The sequence below is a fragment of the Niabella drilacis genome (assembly GCF_900101395.1).
GTDB lineage: Bacteria > Bacteroidota > Bacteroidia > Chitinophagales > Chitinophagaceae > Niabella > Niabella drilacis.
On sequence record NZ_FMZO01000009.1, the window covers coordinates 171338 to 183943 of the forward strand.

14 protein-coding genes are annotated in these 12606 nt (G+C 47.7%); 4 read left to right on the forward strand and 10 right to left on the reverse strand.

Going from position 1 to position 12606, the window contains the following annotated elements:
* Positions 1-44: 44 nt before the first annotated feature.
* From BLS44_RS16405 to BLS44_RS16425, 5 genes are all read right to left on the reverse strand, one after another.
* Positions 45-350: a hypothetical protein gene (locus tag BLS44_RS16405; protein ID WP_143019814.1), complete on the reverse strand. Its 306-nt coding sequence runs from the start codon at positions 348-350 to the stop codon at positions 45-47.
* A 94-nt stretch (positions 351-444) separates the two neighbouring features.
* Positions 445-1056: a fumarylacetoacetate hydrolase family protein gene (locus BLS44_RS16410; protein ID WP_090391308.1), complete on the reverse strand. Its 612-nt coding sequence runs from the start codon at positions 1054-1056 to the stop codon at positions 445-447.
* A gap of 25 nt (positions 1057-1081) precedes the next feature.
* Positions 1082-1657 (reverse strand): aminoacyl-tRNA hydrolase, encoded by a 576-nt coding sequence (pth, locus tag BLS44_RS16415; protein ID WP_090391309.1) that lies wholly within the window; start codon positions 1655-1657, stop codon positions 1082-1084.
* 77 nt (positions 1658-1734) lie between these two features.
* Entirely contained in the window at positions 1735-2310 is a 576-nt protein-coding gene (locus BLS44_RS16420) for a 50S ribosomal protein L25 (RefSeq protein ID WP_090391310.1), read from the reverse strand.
* Positions 2311-2331: 21 nt separating this feature from the next.
* A complete protein-coding gene (locus BLS44_RS16425; protein WP_090391311.1) occupies positions 2332-3285 on the reverse strand; it encodes a ribose-phosphate diphosphokinase in 954 nt (317 codons plus the stop codon).
* 128 nt (positions 3286-3413) lie between these two features.
* Between BLS44_RS16425 and radC the strand changes: the two genes are divergently transcribed.
* Both radC and BLS44_RS16435 read left to right on the forward strand, forming a co-directional pair.
* On the forward strand, positions 3414-4106 hold the full coding sequence (gene radC, locus BLS44_RS16430; RefSeq protein ID WP_090391312.1) for a RadC family protein: 693 nt from the start codon (positions 3414-3416) through the stop codon (positions 4104-4106).
* Positions 4107-4250: 144 nt separating this feature from the next.
* The gene (locus BLS44_RS16435; RefSeq protein WP_090391313.1) at positions 4251-5891 is read left to right on the forward strand and encodes an FMN-binding glutamate synthase family protein; all 1641 of its coding nucleotides are present in this window, start codon (positions 4251-4253) and stop codon (positions 5889-5891) included.
* A 78-nt stretch (positions 5892-5969) separates the two neighbouring features.
* Here BLS44_RS16435 and BLS44_RS16440 read toward each other — a convergent pair whose 3' ends face one another.
* The 3 genes from BLS44_RS16440 to BLS44_RS16450 form a co-directional block, all read right to left on the reverse strand.
* Positions 5970-7697 (reverse strand): phospho-sugar mutase, encoded by a 1728-nt coding sequence (locus BLS44_RS16440; protein WP_090391369.1) that lies wholly within the window; start codon positions 7695-7697, stop codon positions 5970-5972.
* Between the two features lie 104 nt (positions 7698-7801).
* The gene (locus BLS44_RS16445) at positions 7802-8779 is read right to left on the reverse strand and encodes an EamA family transporter (RefSeq protein WP_090391314.1); all 978 of its coding nucleotides are present in this window, start codon (positions 8777-8779) and stop codon (positions 7802-7804) included.
* Between the two features lie 4 nt (positions 8780-8783).
* Positions 8784-9254, reverse strand: a complete 471-nt coding sequence (locus tag BLS44_RS16450; RefSeq protein WP_090391315.1) for an Lrp/AsnC family transcriptional regulator — start codon at positions 9252-9254, stop codon at positions 8784-8786.
* A gap of 190 nt (positions 9255-9444) precedes the next feature.
* Here BLS44_RS16450 and BLS44_RS16455 point away from each other — a divergent pair, with 190 nt between their 5' ends.
* Positions 9445-10281 carry a glutaminyl-peptide cyclotransferase gene (locus BLS44_RS16455; protein WP_090391316.1) on the forward strand — a complete coding sequence of 279 codons (837 nt, stop codon included), beginning with the start codon at positions 9445-9447 and terminating at the stop codon, positions 10279-10281.
* Positions 10282-10509: 228 nt separating this feature from the next.
* Here BLS44_RS16455 and BLS44_RS16460 read toward each other — a convergent pair whose 3' ends face one another.
* Together BLS44_RS16460 and BLS44_RS16465 are read right to left on the reverse strand one after the other, a co-directional pair.
* Positions 10510-11415 carry a class I SAM-dependent methyltransferase gene (locus BLS44_RS16460; RefSeq protein ID WP_090391370.1) on the reverse strand — a complete coding sequence of 302 codons (906 nt, stop codon included), beginning with the start codon at positions 11413-11415 and terminating at the stop codon, positions 10510-10512.
* A 9-nt stretch (positions 11416-11424) separates the two neighbouring features.
* Positions 11425-11772 carry a HesB/IscA family protein gene (locus BLS44_RS16465; RefSeq protein WP_090391317.1) on the reverse strand — a complete coding sequence of 116 codons (348 nt, stop codon included), beginning with the start codon at positions 11770-11772 and terminating at the stop codon, positions 11425-11427.
* 375 nt (positions 11773-12147) lie between these two features.
* On the opposite strand from BLS44_RS16465, the gene BLS44_RS16470 reads away from it, so the two are divergent.
* Positions 12148-12600 carry a cytochrome c maturation protein CcmE domain-containing protein gene (locus BLS44_RS16470; protein ID WP_090391318.1) on the forward strand — a complete coding sequence of 151 codons (453 nt, stop codon included), beginning with the start codon at positions 12148-12150 and terminating at the stop codon, positions 12598-12600.
* Positions 12601-12606: the final 6 nt, after the last annotated feature.

Sequence of the window (12606 nt, forward strand, 5' to 3'; positions counted from 1 at the left end):
TTATAAAACCATTATCCCGGTGTTTAAAGGCAGCTTCTTTATTATTAAATGCTGGGCGGCCCCCTCAAAGTGACAGGCGCCGATGTACGAAAAAAAGGACCGGCAGTTTCCCTGATGAGGAACTCATTGACCGGTGCCGGGGCAACCGGTTCAGGAAACGGGTCCGCTTCCAAAAACGGAACCGTAGTTTCGATGTTTATAAACCCGCAACTGTACTCAAAAGTACCGATGCTCTTCTGATGGGTACCGACGCCACTAAAAAGCTGATCCTTGTGGTGCGTAAAAGCATCGTGCAGGTAGATCCTGGGCGTAACGCCGATAGTAAAAACTACCAGCATTATCCACCCCATAAAATAGTTTATCCTGCTATGCGTTTTCAATTTTTGAATCCTTGTTGCAAAAATAGCATTCTATTCTTACACCTGGACTAAAAATGGAAATTTTTTATTCGATGGTCAGCTGGAACACACTTTCATCCTCCAGGATCCCCTCCAGTACATCGCCCGTCACAATTTCCCCGACCCCCTCCGGCGTTCCTGTAAAAATGATATCCCCGATATTCAATGTAAAATATTTGGAAACATGTGAAAGGATCGACTCAAAATTGTGGATCATTTTGGAAGAGTTGCCATGCTGAACCAGTTCTTCATTCTTGTATAATCCGAAATTGATGTTTTTTATGTTTTCAAAATCGCTGACGGGCCGCCATTTGCCAATCACGGCCGAATTATCCCAGGCCTTTGCTTTTTCCCAGGGCAATCCCTTTTTTTTCAATTCGTTCTGGAGGTCACGTGCCGTAAAATCGATTCCCAGCGTAATAGCGTCGTAGTACTGGTTGGCGTACCGCCTGTTAATGTACCGCCCGTTTTTGGACACCCTGATCACCAGCTCACATTCATAATGCAGTTCATTGGTGAACTCCGGGTAATAAAAGGGTAAATGAGGTCTTAATAATGCACTTTTAGGCTTGAGAAATACCACCGGTTCTTCCGGAATTTCATTGCCCAACTCCCTGGCATGTGCTGCATAGTTTCGCCCGATACAAATAATTTTCATAATACAGTAGGATTTAAAACTCTCTTTACAACGTAAACTCTTTGTTATTTATTTCGTTCATCGCAGCCTCAATACCCTGAAATAGGAATATTTCAATGGCTGTTACCGCTTTTTCGATCTTCAGCTTTACCAGGGGCTCTTCCTCCTTGCTCCATTTTCCCAGCACGAAATCGGCCTGCATTCCTTTTGGAAAATCGCTACCTATTCCAAACCTGAATTTCGGATAGGCGGTCGTATTTAACAGTGCCTGTATGCTTCTGAGTCCATTATGTCCTCCATCGCTTCCTGCCGGCTTTATACGCATCTTCGTTAAGGGCAGCGCTAAATCATCTAAAACAGTTAAGGAACGTTCCAAAGGGATCTTTTCTTTATCCAGCCAGAACTTAAGTGCCTTCCCGCTTAAATTCATATAGGTGGTTGGGCAAATACAAATACCGGTACGGCCTTTTATTTTTATTTCTGCCACATAAGCCAGTCGGTCGCTTCTAAATTCTCCGCCATGTTTGTGAACAAATGCGGCGATTACATCAAAACCAATATTATGCCGGGTATGTGCATATTCATTTCCAATGTTTCCTAAACCCGCTAATAAATATTTCATCCCGTTTATCAAAAATATCGAAAATAAAAAAACCTACATCAATTTGATGCAGGCTTTTTTATACTTTGTAAAAAAATTTATTTCTTAGCTGCCGCCTCTTCCTGCTTCAACTGTCTTGTCATTACGATAGAAGCGATGGGAATACGCGGAGAGTTCATAATCTCCATGTTTTCGGCCTTTACATCTTCCACGCGAATGTTGCCATTCAGTTCCAGGTTGTCAATCGGCACTTCGATCACCTCTTTCAGGTCTTTAGGAAGTGTTTTTACTTTCAGTGATTTGATCTTGGATACAAAACGACCACCGTCTTTAACTCCTTTTGCGCTTCCGGTAAATTTCAACGGGATGGTGGCAATCACCTTCTTGTCGTCGATCAGTTCCAGAAGATCCACATGGATCAGGGCATCGGTCACTTTGTCAAACTGCAGGTCTTTTAAAATGCATTTGTAAGTAGCGCCCTCCAGCTGTACTTCAGCCAGCTGAAAGTTAGGCGTATAAACCAGTCCTTTGAATGCTGCTGCCGGTGCGCTGAAATTCACTTCTTTAGCACCCCCGTAAATTACAGCAGGCACAGCGCCCTGAGAGCGAACCTGGCGGGTGGCTCTTTTGCCAAACTCGGTCCTCAGTTGTCCTTCGATTGTAATTGTCTTCATTTATGATATTGTTTTAATTTACTACGGATTGGATGTCCTTAAATTTGAGTGCACAAAAAGGCTTGTAATACTCTTGTTCTCGAACGCATGCTTAATTGCAATGGCAAATAAGTCGGCCACGGAAATCACCCGGATCTTGGGGCTCGGCTTGTGAAGCGGGATGGTATTGCACACTACCAGCTCCTGCAGCGCGCTGTTTTCAATATTTTCGTACGCCTTGCCGCTTAATATAGGATGCGTGATCATTGCTCTTACACTCTTTGCCCCTTTCTCCATCAACAGCCCCGCACTCTTTGCCAATGTGCCGCCGGTATCACAGATATCATCAATAATCACCACATTCCGGCCTTCCACCTCCCCTATTACCCGCATACTGGCGATCTCATTTGCCCGTTTCCGGTGCTTATCACAAATCACCATTTCTGCATTAAAATAGGTAGCAATTTCCCGTATCCGGTTGGTTGCTCCTACGTCGGGGGCTGCAAAGGTAAGGTTTTCCAGCTGTAATTGCTCAACATAAGGTATAAAAACCGCATGACTGTCCAGGTGGTCCACCGGGATGTCAAAATATCCCTGGATCTGGGGCGCATGCAGGTCCATCGTAACGATACGGTCGGCCCCGGCAGCCGTTAACATATTGGCTACCAATTTGCTGCCAATGGCCACCCGGGGACGGTCCTTCCGGTCCTGACGTGCATACCCGTAATAAGGCATTACGACGATCACCTTATATGCCGATGCCCGCTTGGCGGCGTCGATCATTAAAAGCAATTCCATCAGGTTATCCGAAGGCGCGTAGGTACTTTGTACCAGGAATACATAATCGCCACGAACGCTTTCTAAAAAGTTTACATAGATCTCTCCGTCGCTGAAACGCTGTGTATGAATCTGCCCTAACTGGCAGCCATACCGCTGGCATATTTCTTCTGCTAACTGACGGGATGCCGTACCGGCAAAAATTTTGGCTGAATGCATATCTGAAAGTGGGGACTCCATTTGTTATTAAATGAGCGGCGAAGATATTAATAACCGGGGCAAAATTCCAAGCAAAATTTGATCATTAAAAAAATTTTTTGACCGGAAAAGAATTTGTAATTTAGGATATGGAAAACACAAGCACCATCAGGAACTGGGCAAAGGATGATCAGCCCCGGGAAAAACTGATCGCACGGGGAGCGCATAGCCTCAGCAACTCCGAGTTACTGGCCATACTCATCCACAACGGCACACCTAACAGGTCCGCACTGCATATCGCAAAAGAAGTACTTAAGCTTGGGAACGACAACCTGAACGAGCTGGGGAAACATACCATTGCCGATTTTACAAAAATAAAGGGCATTGGAGAAGCCAAGGCGGTGGCCATCAGCGCAGCGCTGGAACTGGGCCGCCGGAGGCATGCCGGGGTATTGCTGCAGCGGCCACTGCTGAACACCAGCAAACAGATCGGGGAATACCTCAGAACCCGGCTAAAGGACCTCCTGCGCGAGGTTTTTGCAGTTATTTTCCTCAACCAGAGCAATGTAGCGATCCACTTTGAGGTGGTTAGCGAAGGGGGCATTACCGGAACCGTTGCAGACCCGCGCGTGATCCTGAAAAAGGCGCTTGAAAAAAATGCGGTGGGTATCATCCTGGCACATAATCATCCTTCCGGCAATCTTTCCCCCAGTAAAGCCGATGAATTCCTTACCCAAAAGATCCGCGAAGCCGCAAAATTCCTCGACATCCGGGTAATGGACCATATTATCGTAGGCGATGAAGGATACTATAGTTTTGCAGACGAAGGCTTGTTTGGTTAAGAGTTACCAGCTTTCAGCCTGTCCCCGGCGTTCAGCAACCGCTCCGTAATAAAACAGCACCTGCCGGGAAAGGGGATTTTAACCAAAAACTAATAATTGTTCGTTTCTTATTACATTCGCTGCTGAATTTATAACCCGTTTTTTATGAGGCGAACATTCCTGGTCATTTCAATCATTGCATTAGTCGTTTCTTTTCTTCTTGCCTGGTATATCAGCAAGAACTGGTATGTGGTATTTGGAGCACTCTTCCTGCTTTCCTGCATGGGATATTATGATATGCTGCAGACCAGGCATACCATCCGGAGGATCTATCCCATTTTTGGAAGGCTCCGTTATGTAATGGAGGAACTGCGTCCCAAGATCTATCAATACTTTATCGAATCCGATATTGACGGGCGCCCTATCAACCGTATCGACCGGTCGACCGTATACCAGCGCGCCAAGCTGGACAATGACACTATGCCGTTTGGCACACAGCTGGATGTATATGCGCCCGGCTATGAGTGGATCTGCCATTCCATTGCGCCCAAAAGCTTCAAAACCCTTGATCATAATCCGCGTGTCATTTTCGGCAACAAGGATTGCAGCCAGCCCTATAGCGGCAGTATCCTGAATATCTCTGCCATGAGCTATGGCTCTTTAAGTGCCAATGCCGTTGAAGCCATGAACGGTGGTGCCAAAATCGGGAACTTTGCCCACAACACCGGTGAAGGGGGATTGAGCGATTTTCATTTAAAACAGGGCGGCGATATCATCTGGCAGATCGGTACCGGCTATTTTGGCTGCCGCGATGAGCAGGGTAACTTTTCGCCTTCGCTTTTTTCCGAAAAGGCCCGGATCCCCAATGTAAAGATGATCGAGATCAAGATCTCGCAGGGGGCCAAACCGGGCCATGGCGGTATTTTGCCGGCAGCTAAAAACACCCCGGAAATTGCCCGGATCCGGCATATACAACCCGGCACAACCGTGGAATCGCCCCCCTATCATACAGCTTTTAGCAGCCCAAAGGAACTGATATACTTCATTAAACAACTGCGGGAGCTCTCCGGGGGCAAGCCGGTGGGATTCAAGTTATGCATTGGTCATAAAAGCGAGTTCATTGCTATTTGTAAGGCCATGATCAGCCAGGACACTTATCCTGACTTTATCACTGTTGACGGCGGGGAAGGCGGCACTGGTGCTGCGCCCCAGGAATTCTCCAATTATGTGGGCGCCCCCCTGCTGGACGGACTCGCTTTTGTAGACGATATACTGCGGGGATTGAACATCCGGCAGCATATAAAGATCATCGCCTCCGGTAAGATCATGACCGGTTTTCATATGGCCAGGGCCGCTGCGCTGGGCGCCGATGCCTGTAACTGTGCCCGGGCTATGATGCTGGCAGTAGGATGTATCCAGGCCCTTCAGTGCAATACCAACCGCTGCCCCACCGGTGTAGCCACCCAGGATCCCAAGCTGACAAGAGGACTTGTTGTGGAAGATAAAAAACTGCGTGTAGCCAACTATCATAAATATACCGTGAAGACCTTTGTTGAAATGATGGGGGCCGCCGGCCTCAGTCATATGCAGGACATCACGCGCTCACATGTATACCGGCGGATCAGTCTTACCTCGATGTTCACTTTTGAGGAGATCTACCCTTCCATTCCTCCCGGTGCTCTTGTAAAAGGTGCCATCCCGGAGAAGCATCAACACGATTTTGCTTATGCGGATGAAGACCATTGGGGCTGGCCGAGCATCGGAAGCTGGAGCGAGGAAGCAACCAGGGATAAAACAACCGCATAAACGCATCTGCAAAAACAACACGGTCTCCTGTACATGCATTCGCCATACAGAAGACCGTGCTCTATTTTTATAACGGCTCTAATTCAATTTCATATCTGCAATAATGCCGTCGATCTTTGCATCCAGTTGCCTGTCTACCGCATCAAACTGGTCTGCCTGCTCCAGCTTTTCCTTTACACTAAAATAGAATTTGATCTTGGGTTCCGTGCCGCTGGGCCGGGCAGACACAAGACTGCCATCTTCCAGGGCAAACTGCAATACATTGGATTTGGGCAGCAGGATATCCGTAACATCACCGGTATGCGGATCTGTTGATTTACTGCTTTGATAATCCAGCACACGGGTCACTTTGATACCATTGATGCTTTGAGGCAGGTTGTTCCGGTAGCCCTGCATCATGGCAGCGATCTGCTGCTGGCCATCCATTCCTTTTTTTGTAATAGAAATCAGCTTCTCTTTATAAAAGCCAAACCGGATATAGAGCTCCATTAATTTATCAAATAAGGTTTTGCCATTGTTCTTTTCATAGGCAGCCATTTCGCAAAGCAGGGCCACGGCGCTCACCGCATCTTTATCGCGCACCTTATCGCCGATCATTAAACCAAAGCTCTCCTCGCCCCCGGTAATATAATGTTCCCTGCCTTCTTTTTCCCGGATCATTTCGGCGATCCACTTAAAGCCGGTCAATACCCGGTAGCAATGCACACCGTAACCGGCAGCCAGGTCGTCAACCATACCGGTAGTAACGATCGTCGTAATGATCATATCATTGGACTGTGCAATCCCTTTTTCCCCGCGGGCTTCCAGCAGGTAGTTAAAGGCCAGTACCGCCGTCTGGTTGCCATTCATCAATACCCAGTCGCCATGATTATTTTTAACACCGATGCCAACCCGGTCAGCATCAGGATCGGTACCCAGCAGGATATCAGCATCCAGCTCTTTGGCTTTTGCCAGCCCGATACTCATGGTTTCCTTTTCCTCCGGGTTTGGATAGGCCACTGTTGGGAAATTACCATCCGGTGTTTGCTGCTCTTCTACTATATGTACATTCTTAAAACCAAAGCGCTCCAATACCTGCGGAACCAGGGTGATGCCGGTGCCATGTATGGGTGTGTATACGATCTTAAGGTCGCTTTGTTTTTCGATCACGTCGGGAAACACACTCAGTCCTTTTACCATTTCGATATACTGCTCATCCAGGTCCTTCCCGATCAGCTTAATATTGGCATCGCCGCCGCTCCATTTCACATCATCAACCGAGGCGATCTTTTCCACTTCCTTAATAACGTTCTTATCATGGGGCGGTACCAGCTGCCCCCCATCGTTCCAGTAGGCTTTATAGCCGTTGTACTCTTTTGGATTGTGCGATGCGGTACAAACAACGCCCCCCTGACACCTGAGGGTCCGGATCGCAAATGAAAGCTCCGGCGTGGGCCGCAGTGATTCAAACAGGAATACCTTAATGCCATTGGCCGCAAAAACATGGGCTGTTGTTTCCGCAAAAAAGCGGCTGTTATTACGGCTGTCATGCGCGATGGCTACCCGCACTTCTTCACCCGGCCAGGATTGCAGCAGATAGTTGGCGTAGCCCTGTGTAGCCATTCCTACAGTATACTTATTCATCCGGTTGGTGCCCACCCCCATAATGCCCCTGAGGCCACCGGTTCCAAACTCCAGGTTCTGATAAAATGCATCCTCCAGTTCCCTGGGATCTTCCCGCTGAAGTGTTTCGATGCTTTTTTTTGTATCCTGATCATAGTTGCCCTGCAACCACTGATCGATCTTCTGCTGAATCACATTATCCATAGTCCAATAATTTTTACAGGCTTGAAGATAATCATAATTTGCCATCAGAAAATTTGCGGCAACAATTTCTATAAAGAATTTTTGCAAAAGAAAGTGACGGCTGCTCAGGCACTCCGGCGTTCCATTTCATCAACGGTCTCCTCTTCCCCGGCCTTAAGCCGGGCCTGTTTTTTTGCCTGCTCCTTCCTGGCAAGATTGATGAAGAATACGCTGCCGAGTATGATCACAAGCCCGGCCAGTTGCAATGAGGTCAGATGATCGCCATTGATCAGCACTCCTAAAAGTACGGCCACCAGCGGGTTTACATAGGCATAGCTGCTTACCTGTGCAGCGCTTCTGACACTGAGCAGGAACACATAAGCGCTGTAACCGATGATCGACCCGAAAACGATCAGGTAAATGAGCGATCCCCATCCTTCTGCCGGGATGGCGGACCAGTTTACACTGGCTATACTGCCATCTCCAAAGCCGATGATAAAAAACACCAGGCCGGCTGAAAGGATCTGCCAGGCAGAGTTTACCGAAGGTGATACGTCCTTTACTTTGTATTTTGAGTACAACGATCCCAGCACCCAACCGATATTACCGATGAAGATAGCCAGTAACGGCACCAGTCCCTGTTTGCCCTGGTCCCCGGTTATTTTTTCATAAAACAGTGCAATAACCCCCAGCAATCCAACCGATACTCCCAGCAGCGTATACCGGTTGGTAAAATTATCGGCCCAGTTGGGCTTATCAAAAACCAGGAACCAGATGGGGGCCGATGCGAGGAAAATGGCCACAAAAGAGCTGTGCAGGTATTGCTCCGCCCATATTACGGCTCCATTTCCGACAAAGAGCATCAGGATACCGCTGGCAACGGAATGCAGGATGGCAGACCGGTTCCACACCCGTTCCCCCCTCAGCGTTACCCATACCAGCATGATGATACCGGCCGTTACAAAACGAAGCCCTCCCAGCAACATGGGGGGAATAAATTTTACGGCACGCTCAATAAAAAAATAAGTAGAACCCCAAATAATATATACGGCTGCAAATGCCAGCACCACCAGTAAAACGGAAGGTGCTTTTTCCTGAGTCATAAAATCAATCGATTGAAATGTGAGAAGATTCTTTTACGGTTTCCAATACTATGGTGGTACGCATCGAAATAATATTGGAGATCTTGCTGAAACGCGACCGCTTCAGCTCCATCAGTTCTGTTGGGCCGGAAAGCCGTGCCTTTATCAGGTAACAATCGTCTCCGGCTATATGGTGCACCTCCATTACCTGGGGGATGGCGGCCAGTGCCCGCGCCGACTTGTCGTCCGCAAAGCTGTCTTTTGTTTTAATAAAAATAAAGACCAGCAGATCCTTATCGATCGCCAGCGGGTTTACGACGGCGCTGTATCCCCGGATCACTCCTTTTTCCTCCAGCTTCCGCACACGCTCCAGCATAGCAGAAGGCGCCATTTTCAGTTTTGCCGCCAGCGCCACGTTGGTCATACGGGCATCCTCCTGCAGCAGCCGTAAAATGGCCAGATCCGTTTCATCCAGGTTTATTTCTGTCCTTTGCATCCTCAAATTTAATTATATTCTGAAAACAAAACAAAAAACAGAATATTATTCTGAATATGCAGCAAATAACATCCATTCATTCACAATTCATTGCCATGAATGACCCGGGTAAAGCATATTGTTAAAGCAGGCCGGTTCTTCTGTATTCTTCTTTATTTTTGCATCCGCCTTTGGCGATAAATGATCCGCTATGATTAAAAAGATCCTATATACCGCTCCCGCATTTGTCCTGATTGCATTACTCGCAGCCTGCAACGGAAACGATAAGACACCTTCAGCGCCGCCCGAATCACCGGCGGCAAGTACGGTGAAGAATATCAGCCTGTCTGTTATCAATACCTACCCGCACGATACCGGCTCGTTTACACAGGGGCTGGTTATTTATAAAGGGCAGTTATATGAAGGCACCGGGGGCTCCGACTACGCACCGGAAGGCCGGCCATCGGAGCTTATGAGAATGAACCTGCAAACAGGAAAGGCAGAGCAGCACATCACACTTGATAAAAAATACTTCGGAGAGGGCATTACCATATTACATGATACGGTTTACCAGCTCACCTGGAAAGAGAAGGTTGTTTTTGTTTATACCCTGCCCGACATGAAGAAGGTAAAGGAATTTCCCATCAATACCGAGGGCTGGGGTATTACTACCGATGGCAAAGAGCTGATCATAAGCGACGGCACCAGCAACCTTTATTTTTATGACCCGTCTGACTTCAGGCTGCTGCGCACCCAATCGGTAACCATGGACGGCAACTTTATGGATTCATTAAATGAACTGGAGTATATTGACGGTTTTGTTTATGCAAACCGCTGGAATTACCCGGTAATATTTAAGATAGACCCGGCCAGCGGTATTATTGCAGGGCAGGTTGATGTAAGCGGGATCTGGGACCGTCTCAAAAAAAGAGATCCCAGGAATGCCGAGAATGTGCCCAACGGGATCGCCTATGATCAGGATACCAAAAAGATCTATATCACCGGTAAAAACTGGCCCGAGCTATACGAAGTGCAATTCGGGAATTAGCGTTGTTGTTTCGCGCAACGGCACGGCGGCTGATGCAATGAGGGTACCTTTCCCTATATCCGGGTGAACGGGAAGGCCGGGAGGATAGCCTGCTTTGAACCAGGACCTTCGTGCTTCCCTGAGCCTCTATGGCAAAAAACGATTTCATTGGCCGCAATGACGCTATGGAGCAACGGCACTACCGTATTATACCTGGTGCCGAATCCACATTTTCAAATCTTCAAATGCTCAGATCGCCTGCTCTTTCCGGATCACATAGATCACCGAGCTGCATTCCTTCGTATTACCCGCTGCATTGATATTGGAGGACAACCCATGAAGCCCGGCACCGAAATAATGGGTCTTACCATATTTATACCGGCTGCTCAAAAGACTTACATAAAAGCTGTCGAACCACATGGGCAGCAGCTTTATGACCCGGAGCCCATGTTGTGTGGTCAGCACTTTCATCGCATCCGGTGAAAAATGATACAGATGCCTGGGCACATCATATGCAGCCCAGTACTGTTCGTAAATATCCGCATCCCGGCTTGTGTAATTGGGCACAGCAATCAGCAATACACCACCCGGCTTCAGCATTCTTTTCAATTGCTCCATGTACCCATGCAATTCGTGTACATGCTCCAGCACATGCCAGAGTGTGATGGCGTCAAATTGTTCTCCCTCAAGCTGGTAAATTTCATGAGAAGGGGCCACAACCAGGTTGTAGAGTGTTTTTGCCATTGCACGGGCATCTGCGTCGGGCTCCAGCCCGGCAACCTCCCAACCCCGGCTTTTCATGGTGCTCAGGAAAGTGCCGGTTCCACAGCCAACATCCAGGAGCTTTCCGGCCCGTTTCCGGGAGTACCGCTCCACAATGGCAGCCTTTTGCTGCATGGTTCGGGTACGTACTCTTTGATACATCCGGCTAACCAACCCTTTACTCGTATTGGAATGGGAAATATAGTCCTCCGATTTATAATAAGGGCCAATAGCCTCCTGATCCGGAACGTTCTGTGTATACCGCAGCGAACAGGAAATACACTCTTCAATAGGAAAGACTTCACCACTTACGGTATAATCCTTTACCAGAAATACCGGCCGGGTCTGCGTGCTGCCGCAAACAGGGCAGGCTTCATAATGTACCTGGGACATTCCATTCATTTAAACTGCAAAGCTGGTTCCGCAACCGCAGGTGCTGGAAGCATTGGGATTCGAAAATGTAAATCCACGGTTATTCAATCCATCTGACCAGTCAACCTCCATTCCTGCCAGGTATATTTCGTGGGCTTTATTAATGATACAGGGAATCCCTTCTACTTCAAAAAATTTATCATTGGCTTCTTTCTGATCAAAGCCCAGCATATAACTTAAGCCGGAGCAGCCGCCGCCCTTTACCCCCAGCCGGAGGTACTGCCCTGCTTCAAAACCAGGAGCATTCATGAGCCGCTTTACTTCTTTTACCGCACCCTGGGTAAGAATTACCGGTGCCTCTGCTACACTATTTTCCATTTTACAAAATTAGTCATTTTATAACCATTTTGCGGCTGATCTGCCGGATAGCCGCAGAAGTGCCGGCACCAAACGCTTTTATCGCCGATTTTTTGCCGCAAAATGCACAGAGCCATTCGTTTCCATCCCTGCCGTCATTGCGTATCTTATGGTCCAATTGCATAGCAGGCAAGGGCTTCGCCGGCCGCGCAAAAGCATGCTGCTAAGCAACATTGCCGCCCATTGCTATTGCTGTCAATGGTGCGTGTTCAGCGCCTCAGCGGCCGGCAGGCAATAATTTTTTAACGTTACTGCAACAATTCCCCAATTGTAATGTTACTGTAAAATATGAGGCGTATTTGATGTACCTTTGCCAAAATTTTTAAAATCCCGATAATGAAAAAAGTTCATATCGTTTTACTGATACTTGTGGCGGCCGCCATTGCTGTTCTGGTCAGTTTTTTAAAAACCACTACCACTTATGATACTGTTGCTACTGCAAAAGCCAAACCGGGCAAATTTGTCCATTTAATGGCAAAATGGGATAAGGATGAGCCTCTTGAATACGATGCCATTAAAAATCCCAATTACCTGGCTTTTACCGCTATTGACAGCCTGGGTCAGAAGATCAACGTTGTGTACCATAATCCCAAGCCGGAAAACTTTGAATTAAGTGAGCGCCTGGTAATGAAAGGGAAATATACCGGTGATGTATTTGAATGCCAGAGCATCCAGACAAAATGTCCCAGCAAATACAAAGACGAAGACCCATCCAGACACGTCCCCCAGGAAGATCGTAAAACAACATATAATAATACCCCGCCATCCGTTACAACGGGCAAACAATAGAAACGA

Coding starts and splice junctions, on each gene's coding strand:
- BLS44_RS16405 (WP_143019814.1), bottom strand. CDS start 350: ATGGGGTGGATAATGCTGGTAGTTTTTACTATCGGCGTTACGCCCAGG.
- BLS44_RS16410 (WP_090391308.1), bottom strand. CDS start 1,056: ATGAAAATTATTTGTATCGGGCGAAACTATGCAGCACATGCCAGGGAG.
- pth (WP_090391309.1), bottom strand. CDS start 1,657: ATGAAATATTTATTAGCGGGTTTAGGAAACATTGGAAATGAATATGCA.
- BLS44_RS16420 (WP_090391310.1), bottom strand. CDS start 2,310: ATGAAGACAATTACAATCGAAGGACAACTGAGGACCGAGTTTGGCAAA.
- BLS44_RS16425 (WP_090391311.1), bottom strand. CDS start 3,285: ATGCATTCAGCCAAAATTTTTGCCGGTACGGCATCCCGTCAGTTAGCA.
- radC (WP_090391312.1), top strand. CDS start 3,414: ATGGAAAACACAAGCACCATCAGGAACTGGGCAAAGGATGATCAGCCC.
- BLS44_RS16435 (WP_090391313.1), top strand. CDS start 4,251: ATGAGGCGAACATTCCTGGTCATTTCAATCATTGCATTAGTCGTTTCT.
- BLS44_RS16440 (WP_090391369.1), bottom strand. CDS start 7,697: ATGGATAATGTGATTCAGCAGAAGATCGATCAGTGGTTGCAGGGCAAC.
- BLS44_RS16445 (WP_090391314.1), bottom strand. CDS start 8,779: ATGACTCAGGAAAAAGCACCTTCCGTTTTACTGGTGGTGCTGGCATTT.
- BLS44_RS16450 (WP_090391315.1), bottom strand. CDS start 9,254: ATGCAAAGGACAGAAATAAACCTGGATGAAACGGATCTGGCCATTTTA.
- BLS44_RS16455 (WP_090391316.1), top strand. CDS start 9,445: ATGATTAAAAAGATCCTATATACCGCTCCCGCATTTGTCCTGATTGCA.
- BLS44_RS16460 (WP_090391370.1), bottom strand. CDS start 11,415: ATGTCCCAGGTACATTATGAAGCCTGCCCTGTTTGCGGCAGCACGCAG.
- BLS44_RS16465 (WP_090391317.1), bottom strand. CDS start 11,772: ATGGAAAATAGTGTAGCAGAGGCACCGGTAATTCTTACCCAGGGTGCG.
- BLS44_RS16470 (WP_090391318.1), top strand. CDS start 12,148: ATGAAAAAAGTTCATATCGTTTTACTGATACTTGTGGCGGCCGCCATT.